Annotated in this window: 16 protein-coding genes and 2 pseudogenes; 14 read left to right on the top strand and 4 right to left on the bottom strand. The window is 44.5% G+C overall.

Annotation, left to right across the window (positions count from 1 at the left end; translation table 11 throughout):
- Window positions 1–879: 879 nt before the first annotated feature.
- On the bottom strand, window positions 880–3,039 hold the full coding sequence (locus G358_RS0122545; RefSeq protein WP_019639530.1) for an alpha-amylase family glycosyl hydrolase: 2,160 nt from the start codon (window positions 3,037–3,039) through the stop codon (window positions 880–882).
- A gap of 296 nt (window positions 3,040–3,335) precedes the next feature.
- On the bottom strand, window positions 3,336–5,165 hold the full coding sequence (locus G358_RS0122540) for a glycoside hydrolase family 13 protein (RefSeq protein WP_019639529.1): 1,830 nt from the start codon (window positions 5,163–5,165) through the stop codon (window positions 3,336–3,338).
- 541 nt (window positions 5,166–5,706) lie between these two features.
- Between G358_RS0122540 and G358_RS0122535 the strand changes: the two genes are divergently transcribed.
- The 3 genes from G358_RS0122535 (at window position 5,707) to G358_RS0122525 (ending at window position 9,245) form a co-directional block, all read left to right on the top strand.
- A complete protein-coding gene (locus G358_RS0122535) occupies window positions 5,707–7,017 on the top strand; it encodes a sugar ABC transporter substrate-binding protein (protein WP_240480093.1) in 1,311 nt (436 codons plus the stop codon).
- 87 nt (window positions 7,018–7,104) lie between these two features.
- Window positions 7,105–8,415, top strand: a complete 1,311-nt coding sequence (locus tag G358_RS0122530) for a carbohydrate ABC transporter permease (RefSeq protein WP_019639527.1) — start codon at window positions 7,105–7,107, stop codon at window positions 8,413–8,415.
- The gene (locus G358_RS0122525) at window positions 8,412–9,245 is read left to right on the top strand and encodes a sugar ABC transporter permease (protein WP_019639526.1); all 834 of its coding nucleotides are present in this window, start codon (window positions 8,412–8,414) and stop codon (window positions 9,243–9,245) included. The genes G358_RS0122530 and G358_RS0122525 overlap by 4 nt, the downstream gene beginning before the upstream one ends.
- A gap of 754 nt (window positions 9,246–9,999) precedes the next feature.
- Here the strand turns inward: G358_RS0122525 and G358_RS34095 are convergent.
- A pseudogene (locus tag G358_RS34095) lies at window positions 10,000–10,152 on the bottom strand (RidA family protein); the annotation flags it as partial.
- Between the two features lie 264 nt (window positions 10,153–10,416).
- On the opposite strand from G358_RS34095, the gene G358_RS0122515 reads away from it, so the two are divergent.
- The 7 genes and pseudogenes from G358_RS0122515 (at window position 10,417) to G358_RS0122485 (ending at window position 15,856) form a co-directional block, all read left to right on the top strand.
- Window positions 10,417–10,953 (top strand): pyridoxamine 5'-phosphate oxidase family protein, encoded by a 537-nt coding sequence (locus G358_RS0122515; protein ID WP_019639525.1) that lies wholly within the window; start codon window positions 10,417–10,419, stop codon window positions 10,951–10,953.
- A 285-nt stretch (window positions 10,954–11,238) separates the two neighbouring features.
- Window positions 11,239–11,757, top strand: coding sequence for a hypothetical protein (locus tag G358_RS0122510; protein WP_019639524.1), 519 nt, complete (start codon window positions 11,239–11,241; stop codon window positions 11,755–11,757).
- Window positions 11,758–11,801: 44 nt separating this feature from the next.
- Entirely contained in the window at window positions 11,802–12,023 is a 222-nt protein-coding gene (locus tag G358_RS0122505) for a hypothetical protein (RefSeq protein WP_019639523.1), read from the top strand.
- A gap of 544 nt (window positions 12,024–12,567) precedes the next feature.
- Window positions 12,568–14,160 carry a phosphoglycerate dehydrogenase gene (serA, locus tag G358_RS0122500; RefSeq protein WP_019639522.1) on the top strand — a complete coding sequence of 531 codons (1,593 nt, stop codon included), beginning with the start codon at window positions 12,568–12,570 and terminating at the stop codon, window positions 14,158–14,160.
- A gap of 39 nt (window positions 14,161–14,199) precedes the next feature.
- Entirely contained in the window at window positions 14,200–14,337 is a 138-nt protein-coding gene (locus tag G358_RS34090) for a hypothetical protein (protein WP_019639521.1), read from the top strand.
- A 23-nt stretch (window positions 14,338–14,360) separates the two neighbouring features.
- Window positions 14,361–14,605 (top strand): annotated as a pseudogene (locus G358_RS34625) (YggS family pyridoxal phosphate-dependent enzyme); the annotation flags it as partial.
- Between the two features lie 21 nt (window positions 14,606–14,626).
- Complete coding sequence (locus tag G358_RS0122485; RefSeq protein ID WP_019639519.1) at window positions 14,627–15,856, top strand: benzoate/H(+) symporter BenE family transporter; 1,230 nt, start codon at window positions 14,627–14,629, stop codon at window positions 15,854–15,856.
- Between the two features lie 87 nt (window positions 15,857–15,943).
- On the opposite strand, the gene pdxR is transcribed toward G358_RS0122485, so the two are convergent.
- Window positions 15,944–17,374: a MocR-like pyridoxine biosynthesis transcription factor PdxR gene (gene pdxR / locus G358_RS0122480; protein WP_019639518.1), complete on the bottom strand. Its 1,431-nt coding sequence runs from the start codon at window positions 17,372–17,374 to the stop codon at window positions 15,944–15,946.
- Between the two features lie 901 nt (window positions 17,375–18,275).
- Between pdxR and G358_RS0122475 the strand changes: the two genes are divergently transcribed.
- From G358_RS0122475 to G358_RS0122460, 4 genes are all read left to right on the top strand, one after another.
- Entirely contained in the window at window positions 18,276–19,670 is a 1,395-nt protein-coding gene (locus G358_RS0122475) for a radical SAM/SPASM domain-containing protein (RefSeq protein WP_019639517.1), read from the top strand.
- 1 nt (window position 19,671) lies between these two features.
- Complete coding sequence (locus G358_RS0122470) at window positions 19,672–21,126, top strand: radical SAM/SPASM domain-containing protein (protein WP_019639516.1); 1,455 nt, start codon at window positions 19,672–19,674, stop codon at window positions 21,124–21,126.
- A gap of 761 nt (window positions 21,127–21,887) precedes the next feature.
- Window positions 21,888–23,093, top strand: coding sequence for a site-2 protease family protein (locus G358_RS30680; RefSeq protein WP_019639515.1), 1,206 nt, complete (start codon window positions 21,888–21,890; stop codon window positions 23,091–23,093).
- Entirely contained in the window at window positions 23,086–23,781 is a 696-nt protein-coding gene (locus G358_RS0122460) for an ABC transporter ATP-binding protein (protein WP_019639514.1), read from the top strand. Before G358_RS30680 ends, G358_RS0122460 begins: the two co-directional genes overlap by 8 nt.
- The last annotated feature ends 12 nt before the right edge of the window (window positions 23,782–23,793 follow it).

The following is a 23,793-nucleotide window of genomic DNA, read 5'->3' as shown; positions in this document are numbered from 1 at the left end:
GGAATGAAAATGTGAATACTTTCACTTGAATCATAGTGGGTGTTTTTTTTTACGTCAACAGCTCCTAAGCCGTCTGATGTGCGGGGTATAAAGTGTTGCAAATTTGCGAATTTGATAGATTATCAAAAGATAGATAAATGAAAAAATAGGGTGTTTTTTGATCGAGCACTCAAATTTGTTGGAATATAACAATATACATTCGGAGAAAAGTAAAGAAAGGGTGACACTTTGGCTTATTAGAGTGAAGCATGGAGATCAAGGCTCAAAACTTGCAGCAATCGTCAATGGTTTTGTCAAAATGCTACACTTTTTCCCAGCGAACGGATATCGAACGCAGGAGTAAACGTTTAGCCATTAAGGGCAACTGAACAATTTAGCTGTGCCCTTGCATTCAGTAGTATTTTTATACAAAATTTGTTTGCATATCGGGAGGGGAGCAGTGTACATGGATGAATCATGTAGTACGGAAATAATCATAAAAATTTTTTTTGCCTTTTAGGGGGAGTTTTTTTGCAATATTGCTACACTAGATTTTTCAATAAGTGGAATGGAATAACTTGCGGATGAGCATACAGCGCGTTGATTCCAGTTACTGCAGAGTTACAACGGAGCATTTTGGTTTGCCAAATGAGTATAGTGCCGCCTATAGGGCAATGGGAGACGGTGTGAGACTCCCTTAAGAAGGAAATGGATATTATCGAAGTTTTCGTGGCGAGACTGCTGCGGAGTTAGTATATAGAGGGAAGGAACCGAGACGGAGCGGGCTAGAGCCGATTTACGATAGCGGTTTACCGCTCTGATTTTCCAAGCCGTCCAGCTTGATACGGGCAGCCGAGGGAGATTCCCCCCGGCCGGTTTTTTGGGCTCTTAAATTTAGGATTACGGCTGCCAGTCGACTACGACGTTGCCAACACCGCTGACTGGCACGGTATAGCTATGGTCGGCGCCGCCTTCCCAGGTGACGGTCCCACCGTTCTTTTTGATGAATTTGAATTGCAGCTCTGTTCCGGCAGGCACGCTGACATCATAGTACCAGGACGGATAGGCGGCAATAATCTCGTTGAAGAACGGGCCGATCGCCTTGTTCGGATCCCAATTGCCGAGCTCGGCGCTATTGCCTGTCAGATAGACATTCTCGCCGTATACGGTGCTGGCATTGTTCACGATAAAGCGGACCGACACCTGATCCCCCGTCAGCAGGCTGAAGCTGCTGTAGCTGCTGCTGTCTACGGAGGAGGCGTTGCGAACCTTCACGTTATGCGAGCCAGGTACAGCTGCCGGAACGATGACTTTAATTTGGGAATCTTCCCACTCTATGATCTGGCTGCCGGTGACCGCTGTTGTACCGAAGAAGACGGTGCCCTTGACATCGCCAAAGCCGCGTCCGTCAATCGTCAGTGTTGTGCCGGCTTTCCCCAGATCCGGCCCGATATTGCCGATGATTGGAGCCGTCTCGTCAGCGGCATATTGCCATACGGCGGCAGTTCCGGCTGGCAGGTTAAAGGTAGTCACAGAGCCCGTCGTGTTAACCGTTATGCTGTTGCCGTCCAGCAGTCCCCCCAGCTCGTCCGCATAGGTGCCGGCGGGGAGCGATGTCTGCAGGCCGGTAATCGATGCAGCGGCAGTCTCGCTGCGGTTAATGGCAATCAGTGCCGTACTGCTGCCGAATTTCCGCTCGTAAATATAGACATCGTTATTGATCCAACGCTCCTCCGTGTTGCCGTAAGCAATAGCCGGATTGGACTTGCGAAGCGCTGCTAGCTTGCCGATAACTTGATAGGCGGTGGTAGCCGTTGAATAGCTGTTCATAAAGGGGCGGTTCCCCGGATCACCGTTTCCTGCCATATATTGCTCCGTACCGTAATAGATAGCCGGAACCCCGCGAGAGGTAAGCGTAAAGGCCAACGCCTGCTCCAGACGACGGTTATTGTTCCCGTGCTTGAAACGGTCCATATCATGGTTGTCAATGAACGTGACCTGGTCATGGATATGTGTGTAATCGGCTGCGGTTTCGGCCAGCATGCTGTTCAGGCCGTGCATATTGTCGGTGTTGTCGCGGAATACCTGACGTACCTTTTGCCCGAAACGAAAATCAAGCAAACTCATGCCTGACTCATTGGCGAAGCGAATGTTGTTCGGATCAATCTCACCGGCTCCGAGGAACCACTCGCCGAAGGTGAATACGGGCTTATATCCCGAAATGTAAGCCATCCAGTTCTTTTGCCAGCCTTGCGGCATATGCTTGACCGCATCTACTCGGATGCCGTCGATGCCCATATCCAGCCAGAGCTTGATCGCCTCCTTGAAGTAGGCGTCTGTCGTGTTGTTGTGGTGATTAATATCGGCCAAATCATACAGATTACGATAAATGCCATCCTCTAGCGAGGAAAAGTCCGTTCCCAGATTATGATGAAAAATACCGTTTGTATCTCCGGTGTAGCCGGCGATCAGGCTGCCATTATCATACAGCCGTCCGTTCTCGGCGAAGGAGGGCTGCGTCTCGGAAGCCGGAGAAGTATGATTCGGAGCAAAGTCGATAATAACTTTGATGTTATGGGCGTGGGCGGTGTCGATCAGCTCCTGAAAGTCGGCCATGCTGCCGAATGCTGGATTTGTCTGCTTGAAATCGCGAGCCCAATAGCCGTGGTAGGACGTGTTGTTAACACCGGAGTAGTCGATGATGCTATATATATTTTCTACAGGCTGGGAAATCCACAGTGCGCTGATGCCCATCCCCGCAAAATAGCCATCGGAGATTTTGTTGATGATTCCCCGCCAGTCTCCGCCGCAGTACAGTTTAAGGTTATTGCAGCTTGGAGAGAATGCTGCACCAGATGGATTGTTGGAGGTATCCCCGTCTGCAAAGCGGTCGGTTACGATCTGATAGATGACATCGGTGGAGAACCCTTGCTTGTTCAGTACCGATGTATCGGGAGCGGCGCTTGCCGAAGGGACGGCAATAGACGGAGCGAGCCATGCTGTAAAGAGAAAGGTGGAAGCAAGTATGGTGATAATTGATTTTTTAATCATCCATTTCATTAATCCAGCCGCCTTTCAAATTTTTTATGCTGTTTCTGCAAATGCGTCCTTCCTTGGCACCAAGCCAAGCATTGAATGATACTCCCTCCTTCCCGCTGCTTATGCAAACAACCCCGCAATCTTCACATGAAGATTACGGGGTTGTTCCTGATTCAGGACATGATCAGAAAGCAGTGCCCTCAAATTGTAAATTTGTTACCCTTGTCCCTGCAAGTTGAAGAATTGCCAAACAAGGATGCGCTTTCATTCTAAATGACGGGCCTATATTTGTCAAATAATAACAGTTAAATAAATTGTTACAGACTGCTGTGCTCGGCCTGGACTAGGTCGCTATTCGCGGATAGACGGATGGCTCCGGTGACGCTATCCGCCTTAGCTTGCAGGATGACGTAGCCAAAGCCTGGGAGCACGACCTGCATCGTTTCCTCATCTGCCTTGATGTCGGCGTCGCTGCCGGCATCCTGCCACATCCCGTTCAGCCCGCCGCTTTGCACGATGACCGAGCATGTGGCCTCGTCATTGTTCAGCAGCAGCAGAAAGCGGTCCCGCTCATCGCGCCGCTCGTAGGCGAGCAGTTGCGGATGCCCGGCGGCTGTCAGAAAGTGCAGGCCGCTGCCGCGCAATGCAGGATGGGCTTTGCGCATGGCGATAAGGCGGCGGAAGAAGCCTAGCAGATCGTGGTCCTGCTTCGCGGGATTCCACTCCATGCATTTGCGGTTGTATGGGTCATGCTCGCCGTCGAGGCCGATCTCATCCCCGTAGTAGATGCAGGGCGCTCCCTGAAAGGTCAGCTGGAAAAGCACTGCCAGCTTCATCAACCGCTTATTGCCGCCGCACAGCGTCAGCAGCCTGACGGTATCGTGGCTGCCCAGCAGGTTGAACGCGGCCTCGGTGACCTGCTGCGGGAAGCTGGCCAACTGGGCGTTGATGCTCTGGGCAAACTGAATGGCGTCGGTGCGTCTTCTGGCGAAGAAATCAAGCAAGATGTTGGTGAACGGGTAATTCATCACGGCGTCGAACTGGTCGCCCTGAAGCCACGGCATTGCATCATGCATAATTTCCCCGAGCAGGTAGGCGTCCGGGTTCACCTTCTTCATCTCGCGGCGGAACTCGCGCCAAAATTGGCGGTCCACCTCATTGGCCACGTCCAGCCGCCAGCCATCCAGCCCCAGCTCGCCAATCCAATATCGGCCGACCTCCAGCAGATAGGCCTTGACCTCTTCATTGCCCGTGTTCAGCTTCGGCATGATCGGCTCGAAGCCGAAGGTGGCATAGTTCGGGATGCCGTTCTCCACCATAAGCGGCCCCTCCTTGATATGGAACCAATCGGCATAACGGGAGGCGGAGCCGTTCTGCTGCACATCGACAAAAGGCGGAAACGTATGCCCGCAATGGTTGAATACGCCGTCCAGCAGTACCCGAATACCTCGGGCGTGACAGGCCTCGACCAGTTCCTTCAGCTTTTCGTTCGTGCCGAAATGCGGGTCGACAAGCATATAATCGCTTGTGTCGTATTTGTGATTGGTTGTCGCAGCGAACAATGGATTGAAATAGATTGCGTTGATTCCCAACTCAGCCAGATAGTCCAGATGGTCAAGTACCCCTTGCAGATCGCCGCCAAAAAAATTCGTCGGACTCGGCACCCCACCCCATTCCAGCACTCCCTCCGGGTCGATCGACGGGTCGCCCTTTGCGAAGCGCTCAGGGAAGATCTGGTAGAAGACCGCTTCCTTGACCCATTCCGGCGGGGAGTGAACATCCTCAGGGTTCAGATAAGGGAAATCGAACAGCCCTTCATACTGAATCGTCGGAGGCGAATCGAAGAAGCCCTTTTCCAGAAAATAGACAGTCTCGCCCGCTTCCTCATGGAGGGCGAAATAATAGACGACCCGCCGAAACAGCGGTGAGATGGCGGCTTGCCAGTAATCGAACAGGCCGTCTGAAGCAAACCGTTCCATGGCAATGGACTCGTTGTATTTATCCCAGTCGTATTTGTCGCCACAAACCAGCTGCACTTCTGCCACATTGCTGCGCTTCGTGCGCAGACGGATATGCACTGTCGATTCGTTATAGGCATAGGACCAGTTCAGTCCGATGCGATGGTATACTGCTTCCAGCACAATCATTAATGAGGGCCTCCTTCAGGCATGTGAACGCAAAAAGGTCCAACCTCTGAATGGAACGAGGTTGAACCCGAAAGTTTCATTGCCTTTAAATTTTCTCCATCTTATCATACTGTTCCCATGCTGGCAACAGCATTATCGGGCAGGTGCAGTGGACTGGGATTTCCTTCGAAAACACCGCATTAGAAAGGAAAAAGGAGGAAAAATGAGATTTTAGAGTATAATGCAGAAGAAAATAAGAAATTTAATGTAATTTTGTGATATTAACGCTAATTTTCATCAATTACTGTGTTTGCAAACGTTTTCCCATATAGTTTATGATTGGAGTGTCTTCATAGTTTTAGTGAAAATTATAAACCGCTTGAGCAATTTAAAGGCGCTGCTACCCTAAGGGTACAACCTCGACAATCGTACGATTTGTAGAGTGTTGTACCTTTTTTTTTTCGTAGTTACAAGAAGTTAGGGGGTAGAGGTATTTTTTGCAAACTAGGTAAAACGTTTGCACAAAACAAATTAGAAACTAAATCAAGAAAGGGTGGACAAAGTGAAGTTGAAACAATGGGTTATCAGTCTGGTTAGTGTAGTGTTGGTTTTCAGTCTAGCGGCTTGCGGAGGCAATGGAGGTAATTCAAGCCTGAACAGTTCCCAGCCATCTAACACATCAGATGCGCCTCCTGCTACTTCTGAGAACGGAGAGGGCAACGAAGAGGAGTATTTACCTGAACCTGGGGCCAAGTTGACGGTGTGGGAAGCACAGGAGCAAATTGAGTATATGGAGAAAATCGCTGCAGAGTTCGAGAAGCAGTATGGAGTGCCCGTCAAGCTGGAAGCCATAGCCGGAGGGGATCAGGGTACCCGTCTAGCGACTGACGGACCGTCGAAGCTTGCAGCAGACGTCCTTACATTGCCTCATGATCAGATCGCCCAAGCGGTTAAAGCAGGACTTCTGCTGCCTAATGACCTGTTCGAGGATGAGACACGCGCTGTAATGGAGGAGTCCGCAATCAAAGCGGTGAGTTATGATGCAGTTTTATACGGCTATCCGAAATCGGTTGAGACATACGCCATGTACTACAACAAAGACATCTTTCCTGAAGCTCCAAAAACCTGGGACGAAATCGTAAGCTTCGCGGAGACTTATACGGACACCAAGCAAAATAAATACGCCATTATGTGGGAGTTCGTTGGGTACTATACCAATCCATTCGTCAGCACGCTCGGAGGTTACTTCTTCGGTAATGATAACACCGATCCGACCGATATTGGCTTGAATAACGAAGGAGCGGTTCAGGGCTTCGAGCTGCTGAAGAGCCTTAAAAAAGTTCTGCCTATGAACGCAGGAGATGTGTCCTACGACGTGAAGACGCAATTGTTCCAGGAAGGCAAGCTGGCTTTGAATATCGACGGGCCTTGGTCCATAGCGGCATTCAAGGACAAAGTCAACTTCGGAGTCGCTCCATTGCCAGCGATGTCGAACGGCGAAGTATCGCACTCATTTTCTGGCGTAAAAGCTTACTTCGTTAACTCTTACACCGACTATCCGATTGCTGCGCGTCTATTCTCCAACTTCGCAGCTAATAAGGAGAATCAGTTGCTGAACTACCAGATGACGGGAGCCATTCCTGCAAATAAGGAAGCGGGGGAAGATCCAGAGATCAAGAATGATCCGATAATCAGCGGGTTCTTTGAGCAGTTCTCCCACTCTACGCCGATGCCGACTATCGGGGAGATTAATGCGGTATGGGATCCGCTTAAAGCGGCGTTCATAACAATCTGGGACGATCCGAAGGCGGACGTCAAGACCACACTGGATACGATGGTTGATACAATCAAGACAAATATTTCATCCAAGTAGCAAGTTAGCAATCATTCAAGGATTCACCCGATCGCCCGGCGGTCGGGTGAAGTCTGTCAAATCGCAAGAAAAGAGGTAGTTTAACGCATGCATAGAAAGACAATAAGTACAACCCTGTCGATTCTTTTTATGGGTCTCGGACAGTTGTACAACCGGCAATGGATGAAAGGGATTTTGTTCATGGCGGCAGGCCTGACTGCGATATACGTATTTTCGGTGATTGGACTTCCTTCTTATCTGAAGGGGCTTATTACATTGGGGGAGCAGCCCAGTGGAATGGTGAAGGTAGGTAAAATTATGAAGATGGTCGAAGGCGATCACTCGATATTTCTTATGATCAAAGGGTTGATGGCGGCCTTATTTGTATTCCTCACTGCCGCGATATACGCTCTGAATATCAGGGATGCCTACAAAGTGGGAAAGGCAAGGGATACAGGTATAGCCCCGAATAACTTCCAACAGTCGCTGCAGCTTGTAAATCAGAAAAACTTCGCCTATCTCGTACTTGCGCTGCCCATCGTCACGATATTGTTCTTGACGATCCTACCATTAATTTTTTCTATTTTGCTGGCCTTTACAAATTATGCAGATCCGATCCTCCCACCTGCCAATCTGGTTGACTGGGTTGGGTTCAGCAATTTTGTCAAGCTGGTCAGCCTGAAGGTGTGGAGCAGCACGTTCTTTGGCGTCCTGCTTTGGACCATGATATGGGCAATCCTCGCTACAGTGACGACTTATATCGGCGGCATCCTGATAGCGGTACTGATTCAACAGCCCCGCATTCGCTTCAAGGTGTTCTGGCGTACAGTTATGATCATTCCGTTCGCAATTCCGAGCATGATCTCTCTTCTCGTAATGCGGAATATGTTTAACAACAAGTTTGGCCCGGTCAACGATATAATGCGTTGGATCGGCTTCGATGGAATACCGTGGCTTACGGATCCAATGTGGGCTAGGGTTACACTCGTTCTCGTCAATATGTGGATCGGTATCCCGGTAACGATGATACTGGCTATCGGGGTGCTGACGACGATTCCGAGGGATCTGTACGAAGCGGCTGAGGTTGACGGAGCGAATTCGTTCCAGAAATTCCGTTCCATTACGATGCCGATGGTGTTGTTCTCGACAGCGCCTATTCTAATTATGCAATTTGCCGGCAATATAAATAATTTCAACGTCGTCTATCTAATGACAGACGGCAATCCGGTCAATTCGAATTACCAATACGCCGGTCATACGGATTTGTTAGTGACCTGGCTTTATAAGCTGGCCTTGAATCAATCGCAATACAGCTTCGCGTCGGTTATCGGCATCATTATCTTCCTCATCATCGCTTCCTTGTCGATCATGAGCTACCGCCGCACCAGGTCTTACAAAGAGGAGGATATGATAGCATGAATAGCCGATCCGCCCGGGTCAAGCTTGGCGTTAGCTATACGCTGCTTGTCATTTTAACCTGCGTAAGCTTGTTTCCCGCATTATGGATTATCATGTCTTCCTTAAAGGAAGGCAACAGTCTTTACAGTGATACGTTAATTCCTCGCACCTTTACGTTGGAACATTATCGGGATTTGTTCGAGAAGACCAAATACTCACTGTGGTTCATAAATACACTGAAGGTTGCAGTGCTGTCGACCCTTTTCGGAACGTTTCTGCTGCTGCTTACTTCGTACGCAATCTCAAGATTTCGCTTCGCGGGCCGTAAATTTGCCTTAAACACTTTGCTGGTGCTTCAGATGTTCCCAGGATTCATGGCAATGATCGCTATTTACGTTCTGCTGAATACGATGGGGCTGCTCAATTCCCACTGGGCGCTGATTCTCGTTTACAGCTCAGGTGCAATTATATCGAATGTATTCGTAGCCAAGGGTTTTTTTGATACGATCCCGAAAAGCTTGGAAGATGCGGCACGAATCGACGGGGCTAGCCATCTAAAAGTATTCTTCGCGATCATTATCCCGCTTGCTAAGCCTATGCTGACCTATGCTAGCCTCATGATTTTTAACGGCGCCTTCCTCGATTTCATCTTCGCTGATCTGGTGTTGAGGACGGAAGATCAGCGGACGTTGGCAGTCGGGTTATACAGAATGGTGAGTCAGCGGAATTCGACCGAATTTACGATGTTCGCTGCCGGAGCCGTGCTTGTCGCGGTGCCTATCACGATGCTGTTCCTGCTGCTTCAGCGCAATCTGGTCGACGGGCTGACTGCAGGAGCTTCCAAAGGTTAGAGGCATTTGGAGAACATTAGGCTGCCGGATCTTCTTTGCCTATTTAAGCCTTGCAGAGGAATGGATCTGGTCCGCTTATATAGAAGCAATTCAGCGGATTTCCCGCTATCATCAGCAGATTTGGAAAGGTCTGGCCGGTGACAATACGATCCAGAATTGAACCTTGTTCAACATTTTATCTCGCTAACCAACTCGAAATTGATTTGGAAGAAGCATGTCAGGAATAAGGTGAAGCTTAACAGGCACAGAACCTGGGCTGAAGAAGAATAGTCAGGTCGAACGATAATTAAGTCGAACAATAGCGAAGAGCCACAAAACCTTTCAAAAGGATTCGTGGCTCTTTTATTGACCCTGGAACAAGGTAACGGATTTAATTTTAAAGTAAAACGTTAGGATTGGTACAAGCTACCTGATCAATTCAACGATTTTGCTGCGATATCTAGCCGAGAAATAGAACTTGCGGAAAAAGGACAACAATCCCTAGATGAAGCAATAGCAATAGTAAAGTCTGAAGCGCAAGCGGTGCTTGATCAGGCTGTAAATGAAATAAGATTAATAGAGTCAACTAAGAAGTAAGCTAGTTTTTTAATCAATCTAGCCCAATAACCTTTAATTGAATACTGCGTAAGATGGAGGCTTTTTTTGCTTTATAGCTTCAAAAATTTGCTCATTGCATGGGCTATTGGCATTCAGATGCACATTGCCAAAAAAACTCATGTAAAATAATACTTATACGTGAGGGGGGGAAGCCGGTTTAAACTTTAGCGGCCCATATTTCAATTTCTATTTTAATTTCTGGTAGACCTAATTCAGTAATATAGCCAACGGTCATTGCCGGATAATCACTGCCGAATAATTGTGTCCACTTTTTATATAGATAATCCCAATCTATTTTTTGGGTAGCCCAGCTAGGATCGAGATAGCGCGGATAAATTGAATTCTGTGGTTACGCTATCTGCATCAGCATGCAGGATGGCGTAGCCAAAGCCAGGGAGCACGACCTGCCCGTTTCCCTATCTGCCTTGATATCGGCGGTGTTTCCGGCATCCTGCCACAGCCCATTCTGTGTTAGATATGGATTGCTGTATTTCTGTAATTATGGACTTTTATATTCACTCCAATGGCTGGTAAACTTACATAGTAATACTGCAGTACTAAAGGAGTGGAAGTAATGAATGGAGTTCGTTACAAGGTAAGGGAAGTGTTGGACAAGGATAAGATCGAGACATTTCTGCAGCAAGCTCGAATTGGACATCTGGGAATGGTTGATGGACATCAGCCGTATGTTGTTCCGCTCAATTTTGTCTGGACAAATGGGAAACTTTATTTCCATGGAGCCACCGGTGGGAGACGAAATCAGGTTATGAATGCGAATCCGGAGGTCTGCTTTACGGTGTGTGAAGAATATGGAACGATTACTGATCCGGTGCCAGCCAAGACGGACACAGCGTATATGAGTGTAATGATTTTTGGCAAGGCACAGCCCATCGTCGACCTGAATGAAGCCACACATATGCTGCAAGAAATGATTTATAAATATGTGCCAGGCTACTATAATCGGCCGTTACCCCAGCAGCACGTGGATAAATACCGATCAGCAGTATTCGGCGGTCCGGTTCAGGTATACCGAATTGATCCCTATCATATCACTGCGAAAGAGAATCCGATTGAAAAAGAAAAAATGTTCGAACCCGGAAAAACCGTGTAAGATGTTTTGTTGGTAAGGCGAAAAATAACGAGATTTTACGACAACTGATCAATTCTGAGCAATGATGAACAACGCAGATATCCCGATGACCGCCTAGTGGGGATAAAATGATTGATCGGCGTGATCCGTGCTTTTTTATTGGCCTTAGAACAAGGCACCGGAAGCCGCGCTTATAGTTGTGATTAGTAGTTTTGCTGAGGTGATTAACCCAGAAACAGCTAAACTCAGGAATTGTCTCCCGGAATTGATATTACACAAGAAGAAATTAATAGAAGGCTGGCAATTGTGTTTGAATATTTAGATGAACATGCAAACAGCGCAGATTCTAATAGTCAAAGTTCTTTAACTTTTCATATACCAGTTGGTGAAGGTGTTATTGTTACTGCTGAAATTGCGAATCAACAAGATTCAAATTTAAAAGCAACAACAGTCGGCAGTGATACATTTTCTATCACCGCAAATACCACTTATAATTACACACTAACTCTTACGAATGTGATAGGTTCTGGAGATACAACAAAATATACTGTAAATTATACTACTGGTAACTCAACTGAGTATGGAATTGGTGTGTGTAAGCTCACAGTAAATAGTGTTTCTATAAGTGGTACTCCTTCAGGGCTTTACAAAGTAGGAGAGACGTATACTACTATAGGTGCTAACAATAATATCATTGTTACTACGGGAGGTTATATCAAATACACCCATCCAATTCTATCGGATAAAACTATACTAATCGTTCCTGTTGATATGGGAAGTCTGCCGGGTGGAACCCTAGTAGTTAATTATACTTATGAGGTTTGAATTTGACATGCTTAGATTATGAAGTGTAGTAGGATGTGAATACTTTGAAAAATAGACCTAAAAAAAATTATACTAATCTCTACTTTTTCGTTTTGATAACAATTTCACTTTATGCACTTTTTTCCTCTTCTGAAGCTGCTATCAAGGTTAATACTCCTAAAGCCGAAGCATTAATGTTTGAGGAATTACCAAATGGACAAAGTAAAGTAGTAGATTCTGTTACTATAGAAAAGGAAACTAGCAGAACAAACGAAACTGGAAAGTAATGATATTCTTATTGCTTTAGGCCCTATATCATATTTGGGAGATACTGGCAGTTATAATATAGCGTGTTCAGTCGTTCTGAAAACGGAGTCAACATTTGAAGACAACATAATTAATAAAGTACTAGAAGATGTAATTAGTACTATTACACAAGATTCGGTGGATGCCAAGATTAGCGCAGAGAATATTACTATAGTAAATAGCAATGGTGCTAAGCTTAATTAATTATTTTGATGCTCTTGATTTGATATTCGACTAACTACGTGCATAAGCTAAGCAAGGAAAGATCGTCTATTGATGATCTTTTTTTGTTGTTCTCATATAAAATACCCATTGATTTATAGGCATCGAATGGAACTAGTGTTTTTATTTTATTGGACTGCTCAAATACATCACATTTGGATATATATAACCAATCCACCTATTGATATACTAGCATATAAATTATTTATCCATGCAATGTTGCATAGGCTGGCAACCCTAATAACAAGCCAATTATTTAACAGACATACTAGTCTGTCGGTACATAGAGAAGGAGGAAGATCGATGTTTAAAGTTTTGGTATCGGATCCGATCAGTGATTTTGGATTGCAGCAGCTGACGCGTGCTAAGGATATGGAGGTTGTCAAAATAACCGGGCTTAGCGAGGAGGAACTCATTTCCATTATCCATTCCTACGATGCTCTGCTAGTCCGCTCTCAAACGAAAGTTACCCGGCGAATCATGGAAGCTGGTGTCCATTTGAAAGTCATTGGCCGAGCAGGAGTCGGTGTGGACAACATTGACTTGGATGCTGCAACGACCAGGGGAATTGTCGTGGTCAATGCACCTGACGGCAATACAATTACGACGTGCGAGCATACCTTCGCGATGATGATGGCACTCGCTCGGCATATTCCGCAAGCTTATGCCAAAACTGTAGCTGGGCTGTGGGACCGTAAATCATTCCTTGGCGTTGAATTGCGAAACAAGATACTCGGCGTACTCGGGCTTGGCCGTATCGGGATCGAAGTGGCCAAACGCGCAGCCGCGTTTGGGATGACCGTTATCGGTTACGATCCTTTTCTGTCGGAGGAAAGAGCAAACAAACTGGGAATCAAGTTGACGACAGTAGATGAAGTCATCCGCACAGCTGATTTCATGACGGTCCATACGCCGCTAACGAATGAAACGCATCATATGATCGCGAGGCCGCAATTTGACGTCATGAAACGGGGAATGCGTATCATCAACTGTGCTCGCGGAGGGATTATTGACGAGGCGGCTCTCGTTGAAGCGCTCGACGAAGGGATTGTGGCAGGCGCCGCTTTTGATGTATTTGAACACGAGCCTCCGGCGCCAGACCACCCATTTTTAAGGCATCCCAAAATGATTGTTACTCCGCACCTGGGTGCGTCTACTTTGGAGGCACAAGAGAATGTAGCCCTGGATGTTTCGGAGCAAGTCATCCATATCCTGCGGCATGAACCGTTTAAAAACGCAGTCAATATGCCGGCCATTCCGGCCGGCCTGCTGAACCAATTACAACCTTACTTCACATTGTGCGAACAATTGGGAAAAGCGCTTGCCCAGATGACTGATGGCGCCGTACGTGAAGTTACAGTAGAAAGCTCGGGCGAACTTGCTGATCTGGATACATCGCCACTAATCCCATATGTGCTCAAGGGTATACTTTCCTGCCATCTCGGTGCGGAACAAGTCAATGTTGTAAATAGCGTTCACTTGGCGAAGGTTCGTGATATTCATCTTGTGGAGCGAAAAACTCTGTTAACGCAAAGCTCGTCCAGCGAGATTACGATTCGATTAAAAACAGCAATCGAGGAAAGATGGGTGACAGGGGCTGTTCTACCCAGCGTCGGGGGACGTCTTGCCCGAATCGGTCCCTATCCGGTTGACATTTCACCTGAGGGTTATATTTTGTTGATTTCACAGAAGGATAGACCAGGCATTATTGGGCGTGTTGGAACATTGCTCGGGGATAGCGGCATTAATATTGCCACGATGCAAGTGGGTCGCAACGAAGTTGGCGGTTCAGCGGTCATGATTTTAAAAATCGATAAAAAAGCATCCAAGAACGTGATGGAATCGCTATACGCAATACCTGAAATTAAGCGCGTCCGTGAAATCTCTTTTGACTAATTAATAATGAGTCAGGAACGGACAAGGGAGCCAAAAGGTTTGACAGGGTCTTTTGCAAACGAGGAGCCGAAAGAGGTAGGAGACATGGGGCATCTAGTTGAAGAAAATCTCACAACCGTGAGGCAGCAGATGGAATTAGCTTGTCAAGCCTCGGGGCGCAACATCAAAGATGTGTAATTATTGTTGGCGACCTACGAAGAAAGCTGAATGCTACAAACGCCGAGACCCGGCATTGCTTTCGCTTATTAAAATGGATTCAAACGCAAATTAGAGAGAAACAGATACCACGCGTAGACATGAATTTCCTCTCGATGGGCATGTCCGGTGACTTCAGGTGGCCATCGAAGAAGGAGCTGCCATCATTCGCGTAGGAACAAGCGTATTCGGTCAACGCTACTTGCCGGACAAATATTACTGGAACGAAAACGCGAATCAGGACGATTAGGAGAGAGGCAGGAGAACGTATATGAACACAGCATCACCTTCGCTGCGCGGCCGTGATTTGATATCGCCGGCCATAGCCGCTTTAATATCTGTCATTGTCAACTATGGGGGCACTTTTATTCTCGTATTTCAGGCAGCCAAAGTAGCGGGGCTAAGTCCCGAAATGACCGCTTCATGGATTTGGTCGATCTCTATTGGAGTGGGTGTAACCGGGATATGGCTAAGTTATCGGTACAAGGAACCGATTATTACAGCCTGGTCAACACCGGGCGTGGCTTTTCTCGTTTCAGCATTAGCGGTAACCCCTTATCCAGAAGCAATTGGCGCTTACATCATCTCGGCTTTAGGGTTTATTGTTCTAGGATTATCGGGCATGTTTGAACGTTTCGTCCGGCTTATTCCTTCAGGCATCGCTTCCGGTTTGTTAGCAGGCATTTTGCTGCAGTTTGGCATTTCGGCCTTCGGAGGAGCGCAAGTTGACCCATTGCTTGTTGTTATACTGTTTGCCGCTTATGTCGTACTAAGAAGGTTTACATCCCGCTACGCGATTGTAGGCATATTAGCAATTGGACTGGTGTATTTGATTAGCACGGGGAAAGCGGATTTCAGCACGGTCCGATTGGCGATCGCCTCACCTGTATTTGTCGTTCCGGAGTTTTCGTTACATGCTGCGCTGGGCGTTGCATTGCCGTTGTTTGTTATTACTTTGACGGGACAATACATGCCAGGAATGCTCGTATTGCGTAATGACGGGTTCAAGACGAGCGCGAACCCGATTTTGACCGTAACAGGTTTGGGCTCGCTCCTTGCAGCGCCATTCGGCTCGCACGCTTTTAATGTAGCAGCCATTACAGCAGCGATTTGCACAGGGAAAGACGCGCATGAGGATTCGAAAAAACGTTACATTGCAGGCATTGCCTGTGGCATATTCTACATTGTTGTCGGTATTTTTGGCGTGACACTGGCTGCTCTGTTTTTGATTCTTCCTGCGACCTTTATCGCAACATTAGCGGGATTAGCATTGCTTGGCACAATTGGCGGGAGTCTCGCGGGCGCTTTAACGGATCCGAAGGGACGTGAGACCGCATTGATTACGTTTTTAGCAACAGCTGCGAACGTAACCTTGCTTGGCGTCGGCGGTGCATTTTGGGGACTTGTCGCGGGTTTGGCAGCGCATCTATTGATTCATGGGAAATTTCATAGAAAGCAATACAGGGTGAGTGGAGTGCAACAAGCCGAACATGAACAATAGGAAGTGTGAAAATAAACACAGGTACTGAGCAGGTCTAAAGAGGGATGGCGAAAATGCAAAAAGGCGGCGTCAGCGGGGACGCCTGTTTCATAAAAGCATCCCCGCCAGACGAAAAATGCCCTCTTCTATGGCTGTTTCATCTACTTTAGCAAAACCGAGAACCCATCCTTTTCGATCGCTTTCCAAACAATACTTGCTAAGCGGATAAACCCGGATTCCTTTTTCGAGCGCTAAGCTCGTTACCCCTTCTTCATCAAACGATGGTTCAGCCTCGAGAAGCATATGGAGCCCCGTTTCTACGCCGGTCAATGTAAAGTGTTCATTCAGACCTGATGAGATGATGGCCTTTGTCATAGCTTCGTGTCTGCGCCGATATACATTTCGCACTCGTCTCATATGACGCATGAAATGACCACGTTCGATAAAATAAGTAAGCGTTAATTGCTCCATAATCGGAAGATGGCGATAGGTTAATTCATGAACCTTAGCAAGCTGCCGAATGGCTTCTTTGGGGCCTACGATTGCCGATATCCGAATACCAGGAGCGACCATTTTGGAAAAGCTCATCATATACAGCGTGTTCTGAGGCTGCTGGCTGAACAAGGTTGGAAGCGGGTCGCCGCGATAACGAAATTCGCTGTCATAATCATCTTCCACGATCCAAAACCGGTTTTGAGCGGCCATATGCAACAATTGTTGCCTGCGAGGCTCCGACATAATGACTCCAACTGCACACTGGTGCGATGGCGTAACAAACACAAGTTTTGACCCAGGGTGAACATGATCTACGCAAAGCCCGTGCTCATCGACCGGAACAGGGACAACTTGCATACGCCGATACTTCATGGCCATCCAGGCAGCAGGGAAGCCGGGATCTTCAACCGATACCGTTTCCCCTTCATATAAAAGCGCTTGAGCGATCAAATCGATGCTATGCTGTGCGCCTGAGGTTAATAGGATTTGATCGATATTTACATGAACTCCCCGTTCAAGTGACAAGTAGCGTTGAATTTGTTCTCGCAGCGGCAGAAATCCATAGGCGTCACCGTAGGCCCAATTGTCCAGGTCCGATTTTGTGGAGGCCTGTAAAAATGATTGCCTCCAATTTCTTTGAAAATGTTCATCCAAATACGGCTCATGGGGACTAAAATCGATCTCTACTTTTTGATTTTCTTTACCTCCAAACCAACTATGCAAATGGCCGACTGCAGCGTTTAATAAAGGCAATTCGGGAGGGGGGAGTCCTTGGATCTCAGCATCTGCTGAAGGACGAGCCGTATAGGTCCACTCGCTAACTCTCGTTCCGCCGCGGCGGGAGGTTACGGTGTATCCACGGCTGTATAACTCCTCGTAAACAGTCTGTATGGTTGAACGGGAAACGCCAATCAATTGTGCGAGTTCGCGGGAAGGGAGCAGCAATTCTCCAGGAGGCCATTTTCCAGTTGTAATATTATGGATCGCTTGGTCCAGCAATTGTTGCCAGATGGGACGTTTATCACCCCGATTAACTTTTAGCATTCGAGTTACCTCCAGTATTTCTACTGAAATTATGGATTGTTCAAATTGATTGTATATGAACATTTATAACAATCCATTGATTGATATACTATCATGACAATCGACGCTCCTGCAACACAACGAAATATTTGAACCAACAAGACAAAGCAGTGATGGATGCCGTTCGGCAAGAGATTGCACGGCAGCGGGTAAAAATGATCACCGAAGTCAAATAAACAGTATTGCACTAGTACTCAAGCAATTCTTCGAGCTCATTGTTTGAGATATGAAAAGCAAATACTACCCTCACGATTGGGATAGACTTCCCTAAACGCCATTCTTTATTTCCACTGTATTCCATTAAGTGAAAAAACAGGGCAGTCTCTAAGGTCACTTTATGAGCAGCATTAATTATTAATGGAATGGGAAAATTTTCACATATAATTCACCATATATATATTGTTCTTCTAAAATTTGGATGATAACATAAAGTTGCATATTACTTGATAGGTTGTCCGGAAAACCAAGTTAAGTAAAAGTGCTGACATATCAAAATGTTAGTCAAAAGTTCAAACCATCAACAGGGAAGACTTTCAGGCAGAAATCAAGTTGCTTTTGCAAGAACTTATCATCGGCCTATTACTATTATAAATTGAAAGGAGGTTTCGTATGTCCAGTGAAAACAAATTTAAGGTTCGTTCTGTAAATGAAGACAAACAACTTTGGACTGGCTTGGTTGACCAAATGGAAAGTCTGGAAAATCGCGATGAAATGCTCTGCTTCAATTGTACGATTTGTTGTGATAACTGTTGCTGGAATTGTTGTATTCAGTTCTAATAGATTTTCGTGGAATTAAAGAGAGCTGCAGGCAAGGGCCGGCAGCTCTCCGCATGAAACTCTCAAAAGGAAAGTGTGATTAAGAGTGATTGTAAATCGTTATATGCTTCGCTTCCCTGTCGGAGATGAAGTGTTGCTAATAAACACATTAACAGGTGCTGTCGATTTTTTTTCATATGAGCTCGTTCAAATCATGGATCAATTAAATGGAAATGAAGATGCTGAAGCAGAGTTGTCTGAGGAATGCATTGAATTACTTCTTCAACGGGGATACCTGTTTCGAGATGAATTTGATCAAGAGAGACGAATTAATCAGGCGACTACAATTGTTGATTCTAGCGAGATGATGCATTATATTGTCTGTCCAACTTATGCATGTAATTATAGATGCTCCTATTGTTTCGAAGGCCACTCGCAACATGAAAATATGGAGGTTATGAGTGATCAGCAACTGAATAAAGTTATGGAGTTCATCGATCAAGTAAGTATACGTAATGGGAACAAACCTGGTTTGGTGAACTTGTTCGGTGGAGAGCCTCTTCTACCTATGACAAAAAATGTTGTGGGAAAAATTTGTAAAATGGCATCTGAGCGAAAGCTCCAAATCGGTTGCAATACGAATGGGTATTTTTTGGAATCCTTCATCGAAATTTTTGAATTATACAAAGAACGTATGAGTGTTTTAGTCACTGTTGATGGCCCGAAAGAAATACATGACATTCGTCGTTACTTAGTTGGTGGACAGGGAACTTTTGATGTTATTCATCGAGGAGTTAGAACTGTCCTAGAAACTGGCATTCAGGTAATTTTGCGTGTCAATATCGATAGAAAAAATATAGACCACATATCAAGCTTGATCCAATATTATGATGATATTGGTTTATTAGATTATGAAAACTTATCTATTTCATTATCTGCAGTTACCAACCATACCTGTCAAGAAATTGATTCTACTATCCTGCAGGGTTATGAAATTCTAAGAAAATTACTATCGGCGACTCCTAAAATCAAAGAGCTTTTGAATAAAAACCGGCTAAAGTTTGGATCGGAAATTTATCGACTTTACCGATCGACCATGTTGTTAGATCCACGACTAGGTGGGCACATTGGAATGATTTCTCCAAATTATACGTTCTGTGAAGCGGCAGAGGGGCGTATGTATGCGTTTGGTCCTGATAATTATATATATCCATGTCCTGATTTGGTAGGAAGACCAGAGTACAGTATTGGTCAATTTTTTCCCGAACTCCAGATTAATGAATCGCTGCATAACAAGTGGTGCAATTTTAATTCATATACCATACCTCAGTGCATTGAATGCCCTTCAGCACCAATTTGTGGAGGTTGGTGTCCAACTGAAGCCTTGCTTGTAAATGGTAGCTTGGATAAACCTAACTGTCCAAGAGTCCATGATCGTTTAGAAAAATATATAGCGATATTGCAAGATGAATCACCGCTGTTTGAAAGGAGGATACAATGAAATGATTTCAAGCACTTATAATTCGATTCATAAGCTTCAGGAGGGGCAGTATTTTGTAATTAATTCCCTGACTGGTGCCATCGATGTATTTGGCAAAGAAGTAAAAGAAGTACTTGATCGTATAAGTAATAATATGCCCCTTGATTCTGATAGTGACACCCAAGAACTTGTTAATTTTTTTTTAAGACGAGGCTATGTTTATGAAAGTAGAGCTATTGAACTGGATAAACTTTATCAGATCAGGAAAGTAATGAATTTAGCTTCTATGAAAAGTAAGGGGGGGGTTACATTTAATGTTTGTACGACTTATGCATGTAATTTAAGATGTTCTTATTGTTTTCAAGACCATTCTATTCATGAACAATCGCACGCACTTGAGCCTGACCAGATCAACAAAATGTTTGAAGCAGTTGATAAAATAATCCAGATGGAAAGTGATAGAGGAAGATTTATTGGCTCTCAACATAAGATGATGCTATACGGTGGGGAGCCTTTCTTAACAATAACAAAGAAGGCAGTATCTGAAGTTGTCCAACGTGCGATTGAACACTATGGTTTCAGGATGTATGCCATAACAAATGGGACCCAACTGCATGAGTTTTTGGATATGTTAGAGCCTTTTAAAGAAAGCTGGGATTTTTTTCAGATATCACTTGATGGTCCCCAAAAGATTCATGATTCGCGAAGGATTACCGCAGGTGGGAAAGGTACGTTTGTTCGAATTGTAAAAAATATTTCTGATGCCTTAAGACGGGGATTTGGAGTTGCAGTTCGAACAAATGTAAATAAAGATAATGTCGAATACTTAGAAGAATTAGCTGACTTCATTGAACAGCAAGGGTGGAACACTATGCCCAATTTTGCTTGGCAAATTTCGCCTGTTACAGATCATTTTGGTGTAGATTTACCCAATCATCTTCCTGAACATGAATTATTAGTGGCTTTATATAAAAAGTTTGGGGACTTAGATTCATTTATGCATAAGTTTAATGCAAAACTTGGCACCGTTTTGACAATGCGAACATCAAGAATTAGGGAGTCGATACGTTCGTTCAATTGGGATAGTTTACAGTTTTCTGATTCATGTGCACTCGGTTCAGGAAGTGTACCCTTATTCAAGGAATGTAGTGCTAGAGACCAACGCTATTATACATTCGGTACAGACGGCCTTATATACCCCTGCCCAGAATCAGTAGGTAGACCCAATATTTCCATTGCTACTTTTTATCCTGAATATCAAATAAATGTTGAAGCTCACCAAATATGGGATCGTGATATAACCGATTCTGAAAAGTGCTTGGACTGTTCCATTTCATTATTTTGTGGTGGAGGATGTGCATTTGCAAATCTGATGCGTAACGGAGATATCGTAAGTCCTTACTGTAATTATGCTCACGAAACGATATCAACGTGTATTGAGCAGAATAAAGATAAGTTCATTCAGCTAATGGAATAATTTCACTTCTCATAAGGTTCCTAGTGATTACTTTCTATGAGGGTACGTGGTTTTTATTTTTAGGAATTTATAGGGTGTGAATGTGCAAAATGGTTGAGGATTATAGTCAGTTTTGAACTTATGAAATATTATTTTTTGAGATGTGTTCAATCATTTTATTATTGTGAAGAAATAAAGGCGATTGAACACTATCGGTTTCTTCATTAGAGAGACTCCTAGTACTATTTAACGGATCAAGCCAATAGTTGTCATAAGCTAACCGATACAATCATCATAATCGGAGGGATAGTTGATGGAAAACACCGGTAAAGGACTAAATCCAAGAAGAACATCACCAATCTTGAAAAACAACCTGTCTATCCATCACGGGCAAGCCAAATCAAACGAAACGTGTTGATTATGAATACAATCACAACGGCGTCATCAATCCGTTTATGATGTTACGCCGTTGGGAGCCAAGCGAACGTCCGCGTTTTGAATCAACGAACCGTATGGATTTTACCCTGTGTATTCAGAAGTTGATTAATGTCCACTAGCCCGATGCGGAGCAAATCGTACTGGTGATAGACAACCTGAACACTCGTAGTATCCGTTCCTTTTATGAAGCTTTTAAGCTACTGAAAGGCGAAGGACTGGCCAATAAGCTGGACATCCACTTTACATGTAAGCATGGGACTGGTTAAACCCGCGGAAATTTTAAATTAGTATACTTAACCGCCGGACCTTGTCGAATATACATCCCTTCGAAAGGAGATGTCCCTATGAACGTAGAACGGATAGGTTATCCACAACTGATACCCTACACTGTTCACACAATGGATGTGTGGGAAACTTCTCCACAATATTTAATTAGATTTGATAACGGTCTACAAATGAAAGTAAGCGAAAAAATTAAAACTCTCTTTTCTTATATTAATGGAACTAACTCCGTAGAAAATTTATGTGATATAATGTCAAAAATATACAACGAAGTGTTTATATTTGATGAATTAAGATCATTGATTGAATGCAACTTATTAAAACAAGGCGTAATAGTGGGGAATGAAAAAAAAGCTGCACATCATTCTGCTATATCCTTTCGAACACCAATTATGGATTCAAGTAGGCTGAAGAAGCTTTGTTCAATATTAAAAAGTTTGTTTTCAATCCCTCTATTCATTATCTTTTGCATACTCCTTATATTACAATTCACTCTATTCATTCGCTATTCGTATGGATATTCTCTGTTTCATGCACTAAGTTCGTATCGTTTAATGATAGTATCTACATTACTTTTGTATTTGTCAGCGTTCATTCATGAACTGGGACATATGACTGCTGCTTATCGGTGCAATATAAAGCCTAAAGATGTTGGTATTGGTCTTTACTTCTTAACGCCGGTGCTATTTGTTGATTTAAGTGAAGCCTGGAGCCTTCCGAGAAAGCAACGTGTTTTAGTAGATATTTCTGGTGTATATTTTCAATTATGGGTCTTCATAATTTTTCAGATTATTTTTATTTTCAACCAATCAGAGTACCTATTGATCGCCAACCACTTTATCTTGTTGACAGTAGTTAGCAACCTAAATCCATCGTTACGATTTGATGGCTTTTGGGTTTTAACTGATATTTTAGGGATCCCCAATCTTCATACAAGGGCATTTAGATTGCTAAAATACAGTTTTTGTGGATATGTACTTCAATTGCGTTCATATCGGCATAAATTAGCCTCAGAAATTAAAAATATGAATCGTAAGTATAAAGTTGTGTTTCTAACTTATTGTTCTGTTTATATTATTGCTTTTTCAATTGCAACGACATACATGTTACAGTATATTTTATTTATTTTCACGTCTATTCTAAGTTTTGACGTAAATTCTATTAAAGGTTTTCTTGCTTTGGGTGTTATTATTCTCATAAAACCCATAACGTACATCGTACAAAAAATAAAAAATCGGAAGAGAAAGCAGGTTGCACAAAATGAATAGTATTCTTAAAACTGAAAATTTACACAAAGAATACTTACTCGAAACGGGACCGATAGAAATTTTGAAAGGAATCGATATAGAATTTAACAGGCGAGAACTCGTTTGTATTATGGGACCTAGTGGGAGTGGAAAGTCAACTTTATTGGGCATTCTTGGTACTTTAGATATTCCTACATGCGGTCAAGTATATTTAGAAGGACAAGAGCTTACCAACTTGTCAGAAGCTGATTTATCGAGTTGTCGAGCTAATAAAATCGGATTTGTTTTCCAATCCTTTAATTTGATTTCCACTATGAATGCAATGGAGAACGTCATGCTGCCCTTATTTGGTTTAAAAGGGGTCAGACGCGGCGACATACGCAATCGTGCAGCAAAGTTGCTTGAACTCGTTGGAATGGGGGAACGCTTCAAGCATCTGCCTAGTCAGCTTTCGGGAGGGCAACAGCAACGTGTAGCGTTAGCAAGAGCATTAGTAAATACGCCTGCAATTGTTATTGCTGACGAGCCAACAGGAAATCTTGACGAGGAAACAGGAAAAACGATCATTGATCTTATCTGCAGCTTAAGAGACGATTTAGATATGTGTTTTATTATTGCAACCCATGACCCCAGTGTTGCCAGGCGAGCGGATCGTGTTATTCATTTACGGGATGGGCTTATCACTAACATTGAGATGATTAAAGGTTGAAAGGATGAGCAT

It is taken from the genome of Paenibacillus fonticola DSM 21315, assembly GCF_000381905.1.
In the GTDB taxonomy this organism is placed as follows: domain Bacteria; phylum Bacillota; class Bacilli; order Paenibacillales; family Paenibacillaceae; genus Fontibacillus; species Fontibacillus fonticola.
The sequence above is the reverse complement of the archived record's forward strand: the minus strand, read 5'-3'. Positions and strand labels throughout refer to the sequence as shown.